This is a genomic window from Microbacterium sp. bgisy189, from assembly GCF_057707225.1.
On record NZ_JBYIPT010000008.1, the window covers coordinates 46,952 to 66,221 of the forward strand.

Annotated in this window: 15 protein-coding genes; 7 read left to right on the forward strand and 8 right to left on the reverse strand. The window is 69.7% G+C overall.

Features of this window, described 5'->3' with window-relative positions:
- Positions 1 to 347 precede the first annotated feature (347 nt).
- The 3 genes from AC3ENX_RS10935 (at position 348) to AC3ENX_RS10945 (ending at position 2,909) form a co-directional block, all read left to right on the forward strand.
- Entirely contained in the window at positions 348 to 1,349 is a 1,002-nt protein-coding gene (locus tag AC3ENX_RS10935; protein WP_434811909.1) for a hypothetical protein, read from the forward strand.
- Complete coding sequence (locus AC3ENX_RS10940) at positions 1,346 to 2,542, forward strand: hypothetical protein (protein ID WP_434811910.1); 1,197 nt, start codon at positions 1,346 to 1,348, stop codon at positions 2,540 to 2,542. Before AC3ENX_RS10935 ends, AC3ENX_RS10940 begins: the two co-directional genes overlap by 4 nt.
- Positions 2,543 to 2,663: 121 nt before the next feature.
- Positions 2,664 to 2,909, forward strand: coding sequence for a hypothetical protein (locus tag AC3ENX_RS10945; protein WP_434811911.1), 246 nt, complete (start codon positions 2,664 to 2,666; stop codon positions 2,907 to 2,909).
- A gap of 183 nt (positions 2,910 to 3,092) precedes the next feature.
- On the opposite strand, the gene AC3ENX_RS10950 is transcribed toward AC3ENX_RS10945, so the two are convergent.
- From AC3ENX_RS10950 to AC3ENX_RS10980, 7 genes are all read right to left on the reverse strand, one after another.
- Positions 3,093 to 4,190 (reverse strand): mechanosensitive ion channel family protein, encoded by a 1,098-nt coding sequence (locus AC3ENX_RS10950; protein ID WP_434811912.1) that lies wholly within the window; start codon positions 4,188 to 4,190, stop codon positions 3,093 to 3,095.
- Positions 4,191 to 4,352: 162 nt separating this feature from the next.
- On the reverse strand, positions 4,353 to 4,748 hold the full coding sequence (locus AC3ENX_RS10955; RefSeq protein ID WP_434811913.1) for a DUF779 domain-containing protein: 396 nt from the start codon (positions 4,746 to 4,748) through the stop codon (positions 4,353 to 4,355).
- A 110-nt stretch (positions 4,749 to 4,858) separates the two neighbouring features.
- A complete protein-coding gene (gene exaC, locus AC3ENX_RS10960) occupies positions 4,859 to 6,406 on the reverse strand; it encodes an acetaldehyde dehydrogenase ExaC (protein WP_434811914.1) in 1,548 nt (515 codons plus the stop codon).
- A 213-nt stretch (positions 6,407 to 6,619) separates the two neighbouring features.
- Complete coding sequence (gene malQ, locus AC3ENX_RS10965) at positions 6,620 to 8,773, reverse strand: 4-alpha-glucanotransferase (protein WP_434811915.1); 2,154 nt, start codon at positions 8,771 to 8,773, stop codon at positions 6,620 to 6,622.
- A gap of 125 nt (positions 8,774 to 8,898) precedes the next feature.
- Positions 8,899 to 10,209, reverse strand: coding sequence for a GAF domain-containing protein (locus tag AC3ENX_RS10970; RefSeq protein ID WP_434811916.1), 1,311 nt, complete (start codon positions 10,207 to 10,209; stop codon positions 8,899 to 8,901).
- A 67-nt stretch (positions 10,210 to 10,276) separates the two neighbouring features.
- On the reverse strand, positions 10,277 to 11,704 hold the full coding sequence (locus tag AC3ENX_RS10975) for a CCA tRNA nucleotidyltransferase (RefSeq protein ID WP_434811917.1): 1,428 nt from the start codon (positions 11,702 to 11,704) through the stop codon (positions 10,277 to 10,279).
- A gap of 174 nt (positions 11,705 to 11,878) precedes the next feature.
- Positions 11,879 to 13,402, reverse strand: a complete 1,524-nt coding sequence (locus AC3ENX_RS10980; protein WP_434811918.1) for a DUF7059 domain-containing protein — start codon at positions 13,400 to 13,402, stop codon at positions 11,879 to 11,881.
- A 153-nt stretch (positions 13,403 to 13,555) separates the two neighbouring features.
- Between AC3ENX_RS10980 and AC3ENX_RS10985 the strand changes: the two genes are divergently transcribed.
- From AC3ENX_RS10985 to trxA, 4 genes are all read left to right on the forward strand, one after another.
- Positions 13,556 to 15,652 (forward strand): DUF6049 family protein, encoded by a 2,097-nt coding sequence (locus AC3ENX_RS10985; RefSeq protein ID WP_434811919.1) that lies wholly within the window; start codon positions 13,556 to 13,558, stop codon positions 15,650 to 15,652.
- Positions 15,645 to 17,243 carry a murein biosynthesis integral membrane protein MurJ gene (gene murJ, locus AC3ENX_RS10990; protein ID WP_434811920.1) on the forward strand — a complete coding sequence of 533 codons (1,599 nt, stop codon included), beginning with the start codon at positions 15,645 to 15,647 and terminating at the stop codon, positions 17,241 to 17,243. The genes AC3ENX_RS10985 and murJ overlap by 8 nt, the downstream gene beginning before the upstream one ends.
- Positions 17,244 to 17,352: 109 nt before the next feature.
- Entirely contained in the window at positions 17,353 to 18,339 is a 987-nt protein-coding gene (gene trxB / locus AC3ENX_RS10995; RefSeq protein WP_434811921.1) for a thioredoxin-disulfide reductase, read from the forward strand.
- 93 nt (positions 18,340 to 18,432) lie between these two features.
- Positions 18,433 to 18,756: a thioredoxin gene (gene trxA, locus AC3ENX_RS11000; RefSeq protein ID WP_434811922.1), complete on the forward strand. Its 324-nt coding sequence runs from the start codon at positions 18,433 to 18,435 to the stop codon at positions 18,754 to 18,756.
- Positions 18,757 to 18,927: 171 nt separating this feature from the next.
- Here the strand turns inward: trxA and AC3ENX_RS11005 are convergent, their stop codons facing one another.
- Positions 18,928 to 19,269, reverse strand: a complete 342-nt coding sequence (locus tag AC3ENX_RS11005) for a tryptophan synthase subunit alpha (protein WP_434811923.1) — start codon at positions 19,267 to 19,269, stop codon at positions 18,928 to 18,930.
- Position 19,270 lies beyond the last annotated feature (1 nt).

A 19,270-nucleotide genomic window follows, 5' to 3' on the forward strand; every position in this document is an offset into this window, starting at 1 on the left:
TGCACGTGTCGCCGACCGGGCATGCCGGAGGCAGACAACCACAACAGTCTAGCGGATGCCACGGCTCACCGCCGACGCGGCCGAATCGGCGCGCGAACGACGTCGCGCCGCCGGGGTTCGGGTCCCCGGCGGCGCGAAAGCCGACTCGCGCTCGACCACGGACCGGAGCGTCGCAGGGGGTGCAGGGTGCCCCGGGTCACGCGGTCGAGCGCAAGAAGGACGGCGCGAGAGCAGTACGCTCTGCAACGCCGCCGGTGTCGAGTCTACCCCCTTGTCCCCCAAATGGGGGACACAGCGAGGACAAAGGATTTCTCTTCGCGACGCGACGGCCCGGTAGCGTGGCCCGCATGGAATGGGAACCCGACACGAGCGTCGGGGAGTGGCTGCGCGAACGCCTCGACGACCCCTGGCTCGGCACGATGCACGACGTCGTCCCGCGCGGCTTCGAGGCCTACGCGCGCGTGTTCCATCCGGCATCCGTCACCGAACTTCCCGGCGAGCGGATGCCGGCGCCCGACGAGGTGCGCGAGATGCCGTGGCACCAGCATGAAGCCCTCTTCGACCGCATGGTGACCAGTGCGGTCACGTGGGCGCAGACCGCTGCGGCCTTCGGCACGACGTTCCACGCCGGTGCGCAATGGAACCGTCTCGTCCGCAGCCCGGGTGACCCGCTGGGCGACGCGAACGGCTGGCAGCAGGTCATCGGGCCGGATGGCCGCGAATACAACGCGCCACCCGAAGGCGACATGGACCCCGGCCTCGTCGCCCGCCTCGCCGGCATCCTGCGTGAGCACACGACGGCACCGACCGAGGGTCACATCGCGCAATGGGAGGGCATCGGCGGGCTCGTCGGGCACCTGGGGCACAGCCCGTCGCGCGCGTTCCTGCAGATCGGCGACCGCTACGACGACGACCTCGCGAAGCACAACCGCATGCTCGGCGCTGCCACGCGCGACGTCTTCAACGACGTGTTCCGTCGCAAGACGTGGCAGGACGGCATCCTCTCCCGTGAGGTCTCGGAAGGACCGCGTTTCGATCTGCCCGGACGTCCTCACGTCCTCTTCCGCGGCGGCATCGACGAGCTCGCCGCCCCAGACTGGGTGCTCGACGCGCCATGGCGAGACCGGCCCGCCGAAGAACACGGCTTCGATCCGTCGGCGCACGCACCGAGCATCGTGTGGCCCGCCGACCGCGCCTGGGTCTGGGTCACCGAAGTCGATTACGACTCCACGATCGTCGGCGGCAGCACCGCCCTCGTGCAGTCGCTGTGCGCCGCCGACGGCATCGAAGCGTTGCCTATCGGCGAGGGCACGACCCTGACGTATTTCTCCGACGAGGTGAACGCATGACGAACCCGACCGCACCGCGCACGTACCCGTTCGACGCGCGACCGCTGACCGAACCCGTCGACCGGGCCACCGTCAAGGCCTACAAGAAGCAGCTCATCGCAGAAGGCCGCGCGCCCGGCGGCTCGCTCACGGGTGGCATCGTCGTGTTCATCGTGATCGGGATCGTCTTCCTGTTCATGTTCAGCAGCGTGCTGTTCGGCATCTTCGGTGCCCTCGCCACCTCGTTCAGCGAACCCGGCCTCGGCGCCACCGCAGTGATCGGATCGATCGTGCCCGTCGTCGTGATGCTGACGATCGTCGGCGGCATCACCGCCCTCGTCATCACCGCGATGCGCCGCTCGGGCGAGAACTGGTACCGCTTCGACCGCTTCGCCAAGGCCAATGGCATGACCTGGTACCCGACCGCCTCGAACCCGCCGCTGCCCGGCATGATCTTCAGCCTCGGCAGTTCGCGCCAGGCCACCGACATCCTCCGCGGATCCGAACCCCGCCTCGTCGAGTTCGGCAACTACCGGTACACGACCGGCTCAGGCAAGAACAAGACCACCCACAAGTGGGGCTACGTCGGCGTGCACCTGTCGTCACCGCTGCCGCACATCGTGCTCGACGCCGTCGGCAACAACGGCCTGTTCGGCAGCTCGAACCTGCCCGCCGCATTCGACAAAGACCAGCGCCTCAGCCTCGAAGGCGACTTCGACAAGTACTTCCACCTGTACTGCCCTCAGGGGTACGAACGCGACGCGCTCTACTTGTTCACGCCCGACATCATGGCCCGGTTCATCGACAACGCAGCCGCCCTCGACATCGAAATCGTCGACGACTGGCTGTTCCTCTACGCCAAGCGCGACTTCTCGACGCTCGACCCCAACATGTGGAACTGGCTGTTCTCCGTCGTCGGCGCCCTGCTCGACAAACTCGCACAGTGGGAACGCTGGCGCGACGAACGCCTCGCCGCGCAGGCCGCCGCGCAGGCGTTCCCGCAGCCGCAGCCCGTCCACGCCGCCGACGGCGGCGCACAGGCGCTGCCCTTCGCAGCACCCGTCGAATCCTTCACACCACCTCGAGGCGTGGCCAAGCAGGGCCAGCGCCTGCAACGGCGCGTCCGTTGGGTGCCGATCATCGCCGTCGTCGGGTTCGGCCTGTTCTGGATACTCACCCAGAGCGGCATCCTCACCCGGTTCTTGTTCAACTGAGTCGGGTGCTCTCGCGCCCGGCGCCGCCGTCGAAGTCAGCGCACGCGGGTCGCCCGCCGTTGAGAGTCCCTGCGCCACAGCATTCCAGGCCTGGGCGTTGCCGAATGTGACCGCTTCGACCATGCCCCGCATTGTTCCGGCAGCCGTCTCGTACTGGAACGTGGCGGTGGCCGCGGTCACCGAGAAGCCGCCGTCGCCGAGGCTCGCCGTGAGCAGATCGAGCACCTCCTGCGCGCGCACCGGGTCATCCATCGGGCCCTCCAGCACGAACTCGTCGAGCCCGCCGAATCGCGTCGCCGTCCACTCCTGCACCCACTGCGTGGCCGGGGTGTACTCCACCCACTCCGAGGTGACGGTTCGCCGCTGAGCGGCATCCGCCCCGACGGCCGGTCCCGCACCTGCGGGGCCGGCCGTTTCACGTGAAGCAATCGGGCGGGTTGCCTCGGTCGCCCGTGCGGAACTCCTGAGTTTTCGCGCGGCCGAGGCGAAAACGGCCCGGATCCGGGGGTGCAGGCCGCGAAAGTGAGGAGTTACGCGCGCAACAGGGCGCTCACTCCTCGGTCGAGCCGGGAGCCGGCACCGGAGACGGCACCGGGGATGGCACGGCGGTCGGGGCGTCGAAGGCGACTCGCTGCAGCGGCAGCCCCTCGGGGGCCTCACGGCGCACCCAGTCGGCGAGCTGCTCGCGCACCAGGCAGCGCAGGTCCCACAGGGCGCTCGAGTCGCTCGCCGAGACGACGACGCGCACCTGCAGCTGACCGCCCACGGCATCCGTCACCGAAATGCTCGCCGACTGACCGTCCCACAGCGGGGTGCCTTCGAGGATGCGGTCGAGCTGCTCGCGCATGCGATCGACCGGCACCCGCCAGTCCAGGTCGAAGTAGACCGTGCCGAGCAGGGCGCGGCCGAGTTTCGTCCAGTTCTCGAACGGCGTCGTCGTGAAGTACGTGCACGGCAACACGAGGGTGCGCTGATCCCACAGCTGCAGTACGACGTAGCTGAGGGTGATCTCGTTGATCGTGCCGAACTCGCCCTGCACGACGACGACGTCACCGACACGGATCGCCTCGCTGAAGGCCAACTGCACCCCGGCGAAGAGGTTGCCGAGCAGCGACTGGGCAGCAAGACCGGCGACGATCGACGCGATGCCGGCGGATGCCAGCACGCTCGCCCCGACGGCACGCACCGCGTCGAAGGTCATGAGGATCGCGCCGGCGGCGAGCACCACGATCACGACGATCACGAGTCGCCGAACGATCTGCAGTTGGGTGCGGATCTTGCGGGCCGAGAACGTGTCGGTCTCGGCGAGGCGGTAGCGCTGCGTGCCGCTGTCGACGAAGAAGAGGAACAGGTTCGCGAGCAGCCACGCCCCGGCGACGATGATCGCGATCGCGAGGCCGTGCTGGATGCCGCCGCGGATGTCGGTCTCCACCGGCAGCGCTGCGGTCGAGCCGAGCAGCGCGATCAGCAGCAGGGTGGTGCGGAAGGGCCAGCGCGTGCGCGTCGACAGTGCGTGCGGCCAGGTCTTGCGGCGCCCGATGAGGACGAGCACGAAGGTTGTGACGAACGCGATGACGATTGCGATGCCGATGAGGATCGCGAGGACGACGCCCCACGCGAGCCACTGCTCCCAGAGGTCCTGATCCACGGTGCTCCTTTCGTTTGCGGTCCTTCCACGCTAGAAGCCCGACCCCCTTCAACGCGAAACAGCATCCGTACCGTCGAGACCGCGCGGAAGACGCACAGTCTCGACAGCGCAGATGCTGTCTCGCGGATCAGCCGGGTCGGATCAGGATGCCGGCGTCAGCCGTCAGCTCGGCGCGAGCCCGAAGGCCTCCAGCTCCGCGTCGTTCAGCATGCGTGAGCGGATGATGAAACGGTTGCCCGTCGGGCCCTCGACACTGAACCCGGCGCCACGGCCCGGCACGACGTCGATGGTGATGTGCGTGTACTTCCAGTACTCGAACTGGGCCTCCGAGATGAACACCTCGATCGGGTCGTCAAGGCCCACCTCGAGGTCGCCGAGCTTCACGTCGCTCGGCCCGGTGATGAACATGCCGACGGGGTAGCACATGGGGGCGCTGCCGTCGCAGCATCCGCCCGACTGGTGGAACATCAGCTTGCCGTGCTGCATCGTCAGCTCGCGCAACAGGCCGGCCGCGGCATCCGTCACCGCAACCCGCTGGTACTGCTCGGTCGTGGTCATCATGACCTCCTTCGCCGACCGTGCGTTTCGTCTCGCTCCGCTCGCTCAACGACCGGCTGGGGGCCACCGGTCGTTGAGCGAGGAGCGGAGCGTCGAAACGCGGATGCCGATCAGAAGAAGCCCATCGCGCCTTCGGCGTACGAGACGAGCAGGTTCTTCGTCTGCTGGTAGTGGTCGAGCATCTTCAGGTGGTTCTCGCGACCGATGCCGGACTGCTTGTAGCCGCCGAACGCGGAGTGGGCGGGGTACTGGTGGTACGTGTTCGTCCAGACACGACCGGCCTCGATGGCGCGGCCGGCGCGGTAGGCGGTGTCGCCGGAGCGGCTCCACACGCCGGCGCCGAGGCCGTAGAGGGTGTCGTTGGCGATCGACATCGCGTCGGCGAAGTCGGTGAACGAGGTCACCGAGACCACCGGTCCGAAGATCTCCTCCTGGAAGATGCGCATGTCGTTCGTTCCCTCGAACACGGTCGGGGCGACGTAGTAGCCGCCGCTCAGCTCGCCGCCGAGGTCGACCCGCTCACCGCCGGCGAGCAGCTTCGCGCCGCCCTCCTTGCCGATCTCGATATAGCTGAGGATCTTCTCGAGTTGGTCGTTCGAGGCCTGCGCGCCGATCATCGTCTCGGGGTCGAGCGGGTTGCCCTGCACGATCTTGCCGACACGGTCGAGGCCGTCGGCGAGGAACCCGTCGTACATCGACTTCTGGATGAGCGCACGCGACGGGCAGGTGCACACTTCGCCCTGGTTGAGGGCGAAGAACGTGAAGCCTTCGAGCGCCTTGTCGTAGTAGGCATCCTTCTCGCGCGCGACGTCGTCGAAGAACACGTTCGCCGACTTGCCACCGAGTTCGAGGGTCACCGGGATGAGGTTCTGCGACGCGTACTGCATGATGAGCCGACCGGTCGTGGTCTCACCCGTGAACGCGACCTTGCGAATGCGCTTGTGCTGCGCGAGCGGGGCGCCGGCTTCGATGCCGAACCCGTTCACGATGTTCACGACGCCCTCCGGCAACAGGTCGCCGATGATGTCGAACAGGAACAGGATGGATGCCGGGGTCTGCTCTGCCGGCTTCAGCACGACGCAGTTGCCGGCGGCGAGCGCGGGGGCGAGCTTCCACGTCGCCATCAGCAGCGGGAAGTTCCACGGGATGATCTGCCCGACCACGCCGAGCGGCTCGTGGAAGTGGTACGCGACGGTGTCTTCATCGAGCTGGCTGAGCGAACCCTCCTGGGCCCGCAGCACGCCCGCGAAGTAGCGGAAGTGGTCGACCATCAGCGGGATGTCGGCGTTGAGGGTCTCGCGGACCGGCTTGCCGTTCTCCCACGTCTCGGCGACGGCGATCGCTTCGAGGTTCTGCTCGATGCGGTCGGCGATCTTGTTGAGGATGACGGCGCGCTCGGCGGGCGTCGTCTTCTTCCACGACTCGAACGCCTTCCAGGCGACGTCGACGGCGCGGTCGATGTCTTCGACTGTGCCGCGCCCGACCTCGCAGAACGGCTTCCCGGTCACGGGCGTGATGTTCTCGAAGTACTGGCCCTTGACGGGCTCGACGAACTCGCCGCCGATGTAGTGGCCGTAGCGGGAGCGGTAGTCGGCGACGGCACCCCGCTGGCCGGGTGCGGCGTAGACGCTCGAGACGCCCTCTTCGACGATGGTCATGATGGTCTCCTTCGACAGTCCATGAGCGTCGCGCTTCGGTGCTGCGACGTGTCGGGCACGCTACGCCGTGCAACGTTGCATCCCGTTGCGAGGGGTGCGGGCCGCCCGGCATCCGGTTCACGCGTCTGCGCCAGTTCGCGGCGACTGCGGCATCGATCGATGGCGCGGATGCCGGAATGTGGCCCAGTCGTGGTGACTGAACGCGACGCGCGGTCAGCGAAGGGCGCGGTCGACCGCCGCGAGCAGTGACGTGAAGCGTTCGTCGGCGGGCAGGTCTTCGAGCAGCACCGCGGCGCCGTCGGGGCCGGCGAGCGGCACCTGCCAGTTCGGGTACTCCTTGTCGGTGCCGGGCTGGTTCTGCACGCGACGTTCGCCCACGGCATCCACGAGGGCGACGCCGAGCAGGCGCGACGGGGATGCCGCGAGGAACACGTGCAGCGCCTCGATGATCTGCTGTTCGTCGGCATCGTCGTCGATGAGTCCGCGGCGGCGCAGCTCGTCGAGCATGCGCCGCCGCTCCTCGTCGGCCTCGGCGAGCGCCTCATCGACCGGCTGCGTGAGCAACCCCAAGCGGGCGCGCAGGGCGACGTGCTCGTCGGCGAGGTAGCCGGCGGTCGGCGGCAGGTCGTGCGTGTTGACGGTCGCGAGCAGGTCCCGCCGGTAGCGCTCGGGCGGCAGCGGACGGTCGCCCTCCTGCTCGAACCACAGCACGCTCGTACCGAGGATGCCGCGGGCCGACAGGTAGTCGCGCACCCACGGCTCGACGTTGCCGAGGTCTTCGCCGATGAGCACCGCGCCGGCGCGCTGCGCCTCCAACGCCAGCACGCCGATCATCGCCTCGTGGTCGTAACGCACGTAAGTGCCGGCGGCGGGGCCCAGGCCCGCCGGAATCCACCACAGCCGGAACAGCCCGATGATGTGGTCGATGCGCAACGCGCCCGCGTGTCGCAGGAGGGTGCGGATCATGTCGCGCAGCGGCGCATACGCGGCCTCGGCCAGCGCTGCGGGCAGCCACGGCGGCTGGTTCCAGTTCTGCCCCTGCTGGTTGTACATGTCAGGCGGGGCGCCGACCGTGATGCCGCCGGCGTACATGTCACGCAACGACCACGCATCCGACCCGCGCGTGTGCACGCCGACGGCGAGGTCGTGCATGATGCCGATGCCCATGCCGGATGCCACGGCTCCCGCCTGCGCGGCCTCGACCTGTTCGTCGGCGACCCACTGCAGCCAGGCATGGAACGCAACCCGGTCGGCAAGGCGGCCGCGCAGCTGCGCGACGAGTTCGGAGCCGATGTCCCACGCGTCGGCGGGGCGCTCATCGGCGGGCACGTCGGCGTAATGCTCTTCGAGCGCACACCACAGCGCGAAGTCCTGCAGCGCCTGCCCCTCACGGGCGAGGAACGCGTCGAGTTCGATCTGGCGCGCCGCCGAGCGCGGTGCGGCGAAGACGAGTTCGAGGGCGGCACGCTTGGCTGTCCAGACAGCATCGCGGTCGATGCGCTCGGCATCCGTGTTCATCGCGCCGACCGCTGCCTGCGCCTCGGTCACGACGGCGCGGTCGCCCTCGTCGAGGTACGCGACCTCACGGATGTCTTCGGGGCGCACGTACAGCGGGGCGAGGAAGCGCCTGGTGGCGGGGAGGTACGGCGACGGTTCGATCGGCACGGTCACTTCGGCTGCGTGGATCGGGTTCACGAGCAGGAAGTCGGCCCCGCGCTGCCCGGCGATCGCGGCGAGGTCACCGAGGTCGGCGAAATCGCCCATGCCCCACGACCGCTCCGACCGCACCGAGTACATCTGCGCCATCAGGCCCCAGCCGCGCTCGCCCGAGCGCACAGGTGGGTCGGGCAGTCGCGCCGGCGTGACCGCGAGCACACCTTCGGCCACGCGGGTGTCGGCGCCGCCGTGGACCCATTGCGACACCTGCACAGTGTGCCAGCCGAGCGGCACATCTGCGGGCACCGGCACACGCACGCGCCACAGCCGGATGCCATCAACCTCGCGAGCTTCCGGACTCTGCACCGGAATCTCGAGCACGCGGCTGCCGCCCGTCTCGAACCGAATGGTGACGGTGACGTCGTGGCCGTCGGCCACGTGCAGCACGAGGTCACCGGCGCCGGGCCGGACGACGGTCGATGCGGGCACGAGCGCCCGCCACGGCTGGTCCTGCACGTCGGCGAGTGCCCGCGCCACGGCATCCGCATCGTGTGCGGCGACCTCCATGGCGGTCAGGACGGCCACGAGGGTCGAGGCGGGCACGACGACCTCGTCGCCGAAGAACGACCAATAGCGCGTTGCGATGCCGTGGGCCTCGGCGAGCGCCGTCAGTTGCTCGCTTGGCAGGTCGGATGCCGTGTCATCGCTCATCGCCGATCCTTTCGTCGCACCCATCCTCCCACCGCGACGCCACCGGACGCACTATCCGAACACACGGTCTCCGGGTCATCCGGTCACCCGCAGCGCGTGCGCGCTCGCGACCGAGGCCTGAGCCGTCAGGCCTCGAGCCGTTCCAGGCGTGCAACGAGTCCCGCGCGCTTGGGTGAACGGGCGGGCAGCATGCTCAGCGCGAGCGTGAGCACCTCGGCGTCCGAGGCACCCTCATCGATGTCGGCGTAGGCCAGCAGCACGTCGACGGACGCCTCCGACAACAGCGCCTCACGCAGCGCGACGCGCACCTGCTCGCGGAACTCCTCGACACCTGGGGCGACCGAGTCGGGCAGCACCGCGCCGCGGTACGCCGACAGGGCGACCCGGTGCGCACCACGGTCGAGCAGCGAGATGAGGTGGTGTGCGTCGGTCTCGAGCGGCACCGGCAGCCGGTACGGACGCGACGCCGGCACGAGGTGCGGAGCGGTGCGTTCGAGCACCTTGCGCAGCCGGACCAGCTCGGGTCGGATGCTGTCGCCGCCGCCCTCGCCGTAGATCATCTCGCCGAGGGCCTCGGCCGACACGCCCTGCCGGTGCACGGCCAGCATGAGCAGGATCTCGGCGTGCCGGGCCGACAGCTCGGTCACGGTTTCGTGGCCTTCACCCGCGACCTCGAGCAGCGCCTTGTCACGCCCGAGCACCCGCAACGTCGTCGTCTCGGGCGTGCGCACGGTCCGTGTTCGCCGCGGCGGCGGTTGCGTGGCGCGGCTGCGCAGCCGGGCCACGAGCAGTTCGCCCTCGACGGCGCGCGCGGTCGCGTCGACGAGCAACTGGGCCTGTGGCGTCGCGGCATCCGCCCCGCCCGTCACGTCGATGACGCCCAGCAGGCGCCGCGTCTCGGGGTCGTGCACCGGGGCCGCCGTGCACGACCACGGCTGCACGAGCCGATTGAAATGCTCCGCACCGTGGATCTGCACCGACCGGTCGAGCGCGAGCGCCGTCCCGGGAGCCGACGTGCCGACGGCCGCCTCCGACCAGTTCGCGCCCGCGACGAAGCCCATGTCACCGGTGAGGGCGCGCACCTGCGAATCGCCCTCGACCCACAGCAACCGGCCCGCGGCATCGCCCACCGCGACGATGACCCCCGAATCCGGGTCGGGCAGCAGCAGGCCGCGCACCATGTCCATGACGCCCGACAGCGGGTGGGCCCGGCGGTATGCCTCGAGCTCGTCGTCGTCAAGATCGAGCGGCGGCAGGGCCTCTGCGCCCACGAGCCCCTCGAGCGAGCGGCGCCACGAATCGGCGACCAGCGGACGGATCTGCGCGATGCGAGGATCAGCCGCGTTGCCGCCGATCAGCTCTTCGTGGGCGCGCTCGATCAGCAGGCGCGAGTTCTCGGGTGAGACCTCACGCCGCGATGACCAGCGCCCCGCCATGCGACTCCGTTCAGCAGTGAGGAGTGCCGCCAGTCTAGGCGGCGGCATGCCGTCCCGCGAGGGCCGATCAGGCGCGGGCGGCCCACCACTCGCGCAGGCGAGCCTCCGCGGCCTCGGGACCGATGAGGCCCTCGTCGAGGCGGATGTCGAGCAGGTACCGGTATGCCTCGCCGACCTCGCGGCCGGGGCGGATGCCGAGGATCCGCTGAATCTGGTTGCCGTCGAGCTCGGGGCGCATCGCGTCGAGCTCTTCTTGTTCGGCGAGTTCGGCGATGCGCCGCTCGATGTCGTCGTAGGCACCGGCGAGCCGGTTCGCCTTGCGCTTGTTGCGCGTGGTCACATCGGCACGTGTGAGGATGTGCAGCCGCTCCAGTTCGGCGCCGGCGTCGCGCACGTACCGGCGGACCGCGGCATCCGTCCAGGCGCCCTCGGCGTACCCGAAGAAGCGCAGGTGCTGCTCGATGAGCTGCGTCACCGACGAGATCGTGTCGGAGTCGAACCGCAGCGCCTGCAGGCGCTTGCGCGCCAGACGCGCACCCTTCATGTCGTGGTGGTGAAAGCTGACCCCACCGCCCGGTTCGAGCTTTCGGGTCGCGGGCTTGCCGATGTCGTGCAGCAGGGCAGCCAGGCGCAGGGTCACGTCGGGCGCCGCACCGGGATGCCGGGAGTGCTCCAGGTCGATGGCTTGCCGCAACACGGTGAGGGAGTGCTCGTAGACGTCTTTGTGGTGGTGGTGCTCGTCGACTTCGAGGCGCAGCGCCGGCACTTCGGGCAGGAACTGCTCCATGAGCCCGGTGTCGACGAGGATGCGGATCCCGCGGGTCGGATCGTCGGTCTGCAGCAGTTTCACCAGCTCGCCCTGCACACGTTCGGGGCTGACGATCCGCAGGGTCTCACCAAGCCGTTCGATTGCCGCCACCGTCGCGGGCGCCGGGTCGAACCCGAGCTGCGAGGCGAAGCGGGCGGCGCGCAGCATGCGCAGCGGGTCGTCGCCGAAGCTCACCGCCGGGTCGCTCGGGGTGCGCAGCACGCCCGCGACGAGATCCTCGACACCGCCGGTCGGGTCGACGAGCGCGGGACCGGGAACCCGCAGCGCCATCGCGTTCACCGTGAAGTCGCGACGCGCCAGATCGCCCTCGAGCGTGTCACCGAACTCGACCGTGGGCTTGCGGGTGACCCCGTCATAGCTGTCTGCACGGTAGGTGGTGATCTCGACCTGTTCGCCGCGGATCTTCGCGCCGATCGTGCCGAACGCGCGACCGATGTCCCACGTGGCGGTCGCGATCGGCTCGACGATCCGCAGGATCTCGTCGGGGCGGGCGTCGGTCGTGAAGTCGAGGTCGTTCGTGCGGCGGCCGAGCAGCGCGTCACGCACGGGCCCGCCGACGATCGCCAGTTCGTGACCGGCCGCGGCGAACGCGTCGGCGAGGGTCGCGACCACAGGAGATGCGGCGAGCGCGCCGATCCGGGCCAGGCCCTCGGCCATATTGAGCATGGATTTCAGCCTACCGGCGGTGCGTCACCCTCCTTCGCGAGCTTGCCGGTCCGCTCGCGAGCTTGCCGGTCCGCTCGCGAGCTTGCCGGTTCGTTCGCGAACTCGCCGGCAAGCTCGGCAAGGAAGCGGCAAGCTCGCGGCGGAACTGGCAAGCTCGGCGCAAGTCGCGATGGGTCAGGGCAGTGCGAGGAACCCGGTGAAGATGAGTTCGCGCACGCGCGGCAGCAGATCGGCGCGCAGGGCCGCGGCATCCACGTCGAGCAGGTCGGCGATCGCATCGATGAGCACACCGACCGGCAGGTCGCCGTCGCACGCCCCGACGAGCGCCGCGAGCCCGGGGTCGACCTCGAGCGACCGCGCGAACCCGCCACCCTGCCGCAGCTCGATGACCCGGGGGTCCTCCTCGCCCGGTGCGTGGTGGCGCGCCTCGGTGACGTCGGGGGCGACCATCAGGGTCGATGCCGCCAGGGCCACGTCATCCATCGCGGTGAGCCGGTCCCACGCGGCGAGCGCTTCGGTCAGGTGCGGGCCGAGCGCGCCGGGCACGGGCTGCGCGATCCGCTCGTAGCGCGCGAGGGTGGGTGTGCCCGATGCCGGGCGGCGCAGCAGCAGGTACCCGAAGCCGATGCCGGTGACACCGCGGGCTGCGAAATCGTCGAGCCAGGCGTCGATGAGCCGGGCGTACTCGCCCGATCCGGGTGTGGTGCCGCCGTCGCGCACCCACAGTTCCGCGTAACTGAGCGGGTCGAGCAACTCGCGCTCGACGATCCAGGCTTCCAGCGGCACCGGTGCCCGCCCGACCCACTCGCGCACCCGTTCGAGGCCGTCGGCGTCGGCCCGGTACTCCCAGTTGCCGAGCAGTTGTGCGACCCCGCCGGGCGCGAGCACCGCTGCGACCCCGGTGACGAACGATTCGACGAGCGCGTCGCCCGCCATGCCGCCGTCACGGTACTCGTAGGCGGGCACGCCCGCGACACGCGGGGTGATGACGAACGGCGGGTTCGAGACGACGCGGTCGAACGTCTCGCCGACAACCGGTTCGAACAGGCTGCCGAATCGCGTCTGCACGCCGCCCTGCCCGTTCAGCAGCACGTTGAGTTCGGTGAACGCCAGCGCACGGCGCGAGATGTCGGTCGCCGTCACGTGCTCGGCGACACGGCGCGCGCGAAGGGCTTGGATGCCGCAGCCGCAGCCCACGTCGAGCACCCGATCGGCCGGAGCCGTCAGCTGCAATCCGGCGAGGGTCAGCGACGCCCCGCCGACACCCAGCACGTGGTCGACCGGCAGCGCACCGCCGCGGGCGGCTTCGTCGAGGTCGGACGCGATCCACCAGTGCCCGCTGCCTTGCTCGTCGTCGACGTCCTGCGGGCGCACGAGCGCCGTCGGCACGAGGTCGTCGCCGTCGATGCGCGCAAGCCCCAGATCGACCAGGCCGCGGGAGGTCAGCGTCGGCAAGGCGCGATCCGCGACCGTCACGGGCGTCGGCTGCCCGAGGAACAGCAGCCGCGCGAGCACGGCGAGCGCGTCGTCGCGCGCCGCCAGCGCCGTCAACGCCGGACCGATCAGCCCGCGCCCGATCGCGTCGTCGGGCACCGCACCCCACGCCGCCCGCACCGCCGCAGCCGTGTAGCCGGCCGCCGTGAGGTCGGCGCGCAACGCGGCGCACAGGGGCTCGGTGGGCGTCGGGTCGGCGTGCATGGTTCCATTCAACCCGCTCACCCCACGCGCGCGCGCAATCCGGCGTCGTGCGGCCGGTCACTCAGGTTCCGCAGTGCCCGTCGCCCTAGAATCGCGTTGTCGTGCGGTCCGGGATCGCACAGAAACCGCATCCCTATGACCTTGACTTCGCCGGTGACAGGCCCGCGCCCCGCGCCCCGCATGCGCAGACGCGTGTGGTCGGGTGTGCTTGCCGCGCTCCTCGTACTCGGCGCCGCCCCGGTCACCGCCGCCGCTGTGACCGGTCCGCCCGAAGCGCCGCCGATGACCTTCACGGCCGCGCCCGAAAGCGACGCGCTCTGGAACCCGGACGAGCCGCTGCAGGTCGCGGTGCAGGCGGCGAATCCGACCGATTCGACCGTCGCCGCCGGACAGGTGTCGGTGTCACTCGGCGACAGCGAGCTCAACGACGCGGATGCGGTTGCAGCGTGGATCGCCGAAGGCTCGGATGTCGGCGAGCTCTCCGAGGCGGCCCAGACGCTGCTGCCGTCGATCGCCGCGCACGGCGAACTCGATGTGACGGTCGACGTCGACGCCTCGACCACCGAGGACCGCGCACCCGGGGTATACCCGCTGCTGGTCACCTACGCATCGGCGCAGGGTGAACTCACCGCGCGCAGCGTCGTCGTCGTGCCCGATGCCGACGCGTCACCGCAGGTCGCGATCGTCGTGCCGATCACGGCCGGACCCCTCACGACCGGTCTCGCCACGGCCGAGGAGCTCGAAGCCCTCACGGCAGACGACGGGGCGCTGCGCGCGCGGCTCGACGCCGTCACCGGCACCGACGCGATCCTCGCCGTCGACCCCGCCGTCCCCGCCGCGATCCGCGCACTCGGTACCGCCGCGCCCGTATCGGTGACCGACTGGCTCGACGACCTGCTCGCCCTGCCGAACACGCGCTTCGCGCTGCAGTTCGGCGACGCCGACATCGCCACCCAGCTCTCGGCGAGCGCCGGAAGCCTGCTCACGGCGACGACCCTCAGCCCGTACCTCGACGCCGAGAACTTCACGGCGGCTGACGAAGAGACCCCGGCGACCGACGCGGCCGACGTCGACGACACCGAGACGGGCGCCCTCCCCGACGACGAAGCGCTGCTCGAGATCGGCCCGACCCGCGACGGTGTGTACTGGCCTGCAAGCGGCAGCGCCGGCAGCGAGACGATCACCGGCATCCGACGCGCCGACGACACCGCCGTGACGCTCGTGCCGTCCTCCGTCACAGGTGCCACGGGTGCGGTCTCGGGCCGCGGCGAAACCGACGACGGAGCCGCGCTCCTCGTGGCCGACAGTCGCACATCGACCGCGCTGTCGAACGCCGTCACGATCGCCGACAGCGTCGACCGCGCCGCCGCACTCGCCCAGGTCACCGCGTACACAACGCTCGCGACCGCGCAGCTCGACGACGCGCCACTGCTCGTCGTCGTCGACCGGGTGGCATCGGTTGACCGCAGTGCCCTGCAATCCGCGCTCTCGGCCGTCACCGGCGTGCCGGGCACCAGCACCGTCGATCTGAACGAGCTGCTGGCATCCACCCCCACCCGGGTGCAGCTCGACGAGATCGAACCCGACACCGGTCGAGCCGACGTGCTCAACCAGTTCCGCACCGACGAAAGCGAACTGACGAGCTTCGCGACCATCCTCGAAGACCCGCAGCTGATCACCGCCACCGAGCGCGCAGAGATCCTCCAGCTCATCGGCAACGGCTGGCGCGAGACCCCGGTGGCGTGGCGCGATGCCGTCACGGCCCACCGCACGCAGACGCGCACGACCCTCGACGCTGTCAGCATCGTGCCACCGGCCGGCATCACCCTGCTCGGATCCAGCGCGCCCCTGCAGTTCAGCATCCGCAACGACCTGGCGTGGCCGGTGTCGCTCATCCTCATCGCCTCGCCGAACGACCCGCGCCTGCGGGTGCAGAACATCACGACCGTCGAGGCGGGCCCGCTGCAGAACACCCGAGCCGACGTGCCCGTCGAAGCCCGCGTCGGCAGCGGTGAAGCCACGATCGACCTGCAGCTGCGCAGCCCCAGCATGGTCGCGATCGGCGACACCCTCACCGCCGACGTCTCGGTGCGCGCCGAATGGGAGACCGTCGGCATCGTCCTCATGGGCATCGTCGTAGGCGGCCTCATCGTGCTCGGCGCCGTACGCACCTGGCTGCGGCTGCGCGCCCGTGGCCGCCCCCGCGACGAAGACGTCGTCGCGCACGAGAAGGATGCCGACAATGGCTAGCATCGGCCGCGCCAGCGCAATCGTCGGAGCGGGCACGCTCGTCTCACGCGTCACCGGACTCATCCGCAACATCGTGCTCGCCGCGGCACTGCCGGTCATCGGCGGTGGGGCCGCCGATGCGTTCGCGATCGCCAATCAGTTGCCGAACAACATCTACGCGATCATCTCGTCGGGACTGCTGGCCGGCGTCATCGTTCCGCAGATCATCAAGGCGGCATCCCACCGGGACGGCGGCAGCGCGTTCGTCTCGAAGCTGCTCACCCTCGGGGTCACGGCGCTCACCGCCGTCACCCTCGTCGCCGTCGTCGCTGCGCCGGTACTCGTCTTGCTCTACGGCTCCCGGCTGTCGCCCGCCGCGATCCCCCTCACCATCGCCTTCGCGTACTGGTGTCTGCCGCAGCTGCTGTTCTACGGGCTCTACGCGCTCGTGGGTGAAGTGCTCAACGCGCGTCGCGTCTTCGGCCCGTTCGCGTGGTCGCCGATCGTCAACAACCTCGTCTCGATCGTCGGGTTCGCGGCCTTCATCTGGATCTTCGGTGTGCAACGGTCGGCGGTCGGCTGGACGCCGGAGATGATCGCCGTCCTCGCGGGCACCGCGACGGGCGGCATCGTCGCGCAAGCACTCGTGCTGCTGCTGTTCTGGCGCAAAGCCGGCCTGCACGTGCGACCCGACTTCCAGTGGCGCGGCATCGGCCTGCGTCACATCGCACGCTTGGCCGGCTGGACCTTCCTCATGGTCGTCGTCGGACAGCTCGCCGGCCTCGTGCAGACGAATCTTGTGGGCGCGGCATCCGAACAGGGCGCCTCCGTCGCCGCGCTGCAATACGCCTGGCTCGTGTTCATGCTGCCGTTCTCGGTCATCGTCCTCTCGATCGGCACCCCCTACTTCACCCAGCTCAGCGAACACGCGGCAGCAGGACGGACGGATGCCGTCCGCACCGACCTCGACACCTCCACCCGCACGATCGGTGTGCTCATGGTCGGCGCCCTCGCCGCCATCGTCGCCGCCATCGTGCCGATCTCGCGGTTCTTCACGCACACGCCTGAGCAATCGGTGCAGTTCTCGCTCGTGCTGGGCGCCTACCTCGTCGCACTGCTGCCCCTGTCGGTGCAGTTCGTGCTGCAACGCACCTTTTACGCGTACCACGACACCCGCACCCCGTTCGTGTTCACCGCGGTGCAGGCAGCGCTTGTGATTCTCGGCGCACTGGCCGCGTTCGCCCTGCTCGCGCCGGTGCACCTCGCCGCCGGCATCGCGCTCACGCAGTCGCTCGCCAACATCGTGCAACTCGTCCTGGCGGTCGTGCTGCTGCGTCGCAAGATCGGGCCCCTCGGCATGGGTGGCGCCACCGTCGCGTACCTGCGGTTCCTCGGCGCCGCCATCCCGGCGGGCGCTGCGGGCTGGGGCGTGTTCCTGCTGCTCGGCGGCGTCGGCGGCTGGGCGACATCCGGTCTCGCGCAGTCTTTCGTCGCGATCGTGGCGATCGGCATCGCCGCGCTCCTCGTCTACGCCCTCGCCCTCTGGGCCCTCCGGGCACCAGAACTGCGGGCCGCGGCATCCATCGCCCGCCGCTTCCTGCCCGGTCGCTGACGCATCGCCCGTGCCGCACCCCGCCGGTGGAATGCCGCGCGGTTACCATTGGTTGAGTTCTCCGGGGTGCGTGAGCGTCCCGCATCCCCCGTTCCAAGGAGGCGTCGCCGTGCGACAGGTCATCATCATCGGCTCCGGACCCGCGGGCTACACCGCAGCGATCTACGCAGCCCGTGCCAACCTCAACCCGCTCGTCATCGCGAGCTCGGTCGAGGCCGGCGGCGAACTGATGAACACCACCGAGGTCGAGAACTTCCCCGGCTTCCCCGAGGGCATCATGGGCCCCGACCTGATGGCCAAGATGCAGGAGCAGGCCGAGCGCTTCGGTGCCGAGGTCGTCTACGACGACGTCACCGAGCTCTCCGTCGACGGGCGCGTCAAGACCGTCACCCTCGGCTCCGGCAAGACGCACGAAGCGGATGCCGTGGTCTTCGCGACCGGCTCCGCGCCCCGCAAGATCGGCATCGACGGTGAGCAGCGCCTCTCAGGCCGCGGCGTCTCGTACTGCGCCACCTGCGACGGCTTCTTCTTCCGCGAGAAGGTCATCGCCGTCGTCGGCGGCGGCGACTCGGCCATGGAAGAGGCCACGTTCCTCACGAAGTTCGCATCCAAGGTCTACGTCATCCACCGCCGCGACGAACTGCGCGCCTCCAAGATCATGCAGGAGCGCGCCATCAAGAACGAGAAGATCGAGTTCATCTGGAACGCCGAGGTCGCCGACATCCTCGGCGACGACGCCGTGAGCGGCCTCGTCCTGCGCGACACGGTCGACGGGTCCACCCGCGAACTCCCCCTCGACGGCGTGTTCGTCGCGATCGGCAACGACCCGCGCACCCACCTCGTGCACGAGAAGCTCGAGCTGACCCCCGAAGGCACCGTGTGGGTCGACGGCCGCTCGTCGCGCACCTCGGTGCCCGGCATCTTCGCCGCCGGCGACGTCATCGACCCCACCTACCGCCAGGCCGTCACCGCGGCCGGCAGCGGCACGGTCGCAGCCCTCGACGTCGAGCACTACCTCGCCGCGCTCGGCGAAGCCGGCGAACCGGCCGTGGATGCCGCCGAGATCGACGGACTGCCCGAGGCCTCCATCGCCTGATCGCCTCGATCGGAGCGGTGGAACAATTCGCCGCATCCGCGCGTTCTCTTCACCGACACCGTCACGTCATCGCCACACAGAGGGAGACACCACATGACCGCCAAGGCCACGAGCGAAAGCAGCTGGCAGCAGGACGTCCTCGAGGCAGACGGCCCCGTCCTCGTGGACTTCTGGGCCGAATGGTGCGGACCGTGCCGCATGGTCGGACCGATCCTCGACGAGATCCAGTCGGAGCACGCCGAGAAGCTCACCGTGCTCAAGCTGAACGTCGACGAGAACCCCAACCTCGCGATGCAGTACCAGATCACGTCGATCCCGGCGATGAAGGTCTTCAACAAGGGTCAGGTCGAGACAACGATCATCGGCGCCAAGCCGAAGTTCGCACTCGAGCAGGACCTCGCCGCCTACATCGGCTGATCCCCCACACCTCGAAATCCCGGTCAGATTCTCGTTCTGACCGGGATTTTTCTTCGTCCGTTCACCGCGCCGTGCAGCTCAGCCCGGTGGTTGGGTGCCGCCGCGCAACCCTGTCCGGTGGTTGAGTGCCGCCGCGCAGCGGCGGTGTATCGAAACCCGAACCCGAACCCGTCAGGATGCCTGGGTGCGCACCGACGCGTCCCACACGCGGTGGGGTTCGCTGCCGAGAATGCGCCAGACCGCCTTGGTGAGCGCCGGGTGATCGAGTGCGATCTGCCGCAGTACGCGATAGTTGCGCGACGCGGTGGGTCGAACCCCGCCATCGCCGGCGATGTTCTCCGCGCGCAGCGTGAGCACGACCAGTTCATCGACGCTCGGCAGATCTTCCATGAAGTCCCACGGGTCTTCGCCGTGGCGAATCCGCTCTTCGATCAGCACCGAGAGTTCGTCAGCGGCCTCGGCGCGCAGCAGCTCGAGGCTCGCTCGCGGCGGGAGGTTGCGCTGATCTTCCACT

Bases quoted from the DNA above. Each gene is read 5' to 3' on its own strand.
- AC3ENX_RS10940 (WP_434811910.1), top strand. From the start codon at position 1,346: ATGACGAACCCGACCGCACCGCGCACGTACCCGTTCGACGCGCGACCG.
- AC3ENX_RS10970 (WP_434811916.1), bottom strand. From the start codon at position 10,209: ATGGCGGGGCGCTGGTCATCGCGGCGTGAGGTCTCACCCGAGAACTCG.
- AC3ENX_RS10935 (WP_434811909.1), top strand. From the start codon at position 348: ATGGAATGGGAACCCGACACGAGCGTCGGGGAGTGGCTGCGCGAACGC.
- AC3ENX_RS10955 (WP_434811913.1), bottom strand. From the start codon at position 4,748: ATGACCACGACCGAGCAGTACCAGCGGGTTGCGGTGACGGATGCCGCG.
- AC3ENX_RS10975 (WP_434811917.1), bottom strand. From the start codon at position 11,704: ATGCTCAATATGGCCGAGGGCCTGGCCCGGATCGGCGCGCTCGCCGCA.
- AC3ENX_RS10980 (WP_434811918.1), bottom strand. From the start codon at position 13,402: ATGCACGCCGACCCGACGCCCACCGAGCCCCTGTGCGCCGCGTTGCGC.
- exaC (WP_434811914.1), bottom strand. From the start codon at position 6,406: ATGACCATCGTCGAAGAGGGCGTCTCGAGCGTCTACGCCGCACCCGGC.
- trxA (WP_434811922.1), top strand. From the start codon at position 18,433: ATGACCGCCAAGGCCACGAGCGAAAGCAGCTGGCAGCAGGACGTCCTC.
- murJ (WP_434811920.1), top strand. From the start codon at position 15,645: ATGGCTAGCATCGGCCGCGCCAGCGCAATCGTCGGAGCGGGCACGCTC.
- malQ (WP_434811915.1), bottom strand. From the start codon at position 8,773: ATGAGCGATGACACGGCATCCGACCTGCCAAGCGAGCAACTGACGGCG.
- AC3ENX_RS10945 (WP_434811911.1), top strand. From the start codon at position 2,664: ATGCCCCGCATTGTTCCGGCAGCCGTCTCGTACTGGAACGTGGCGGTG.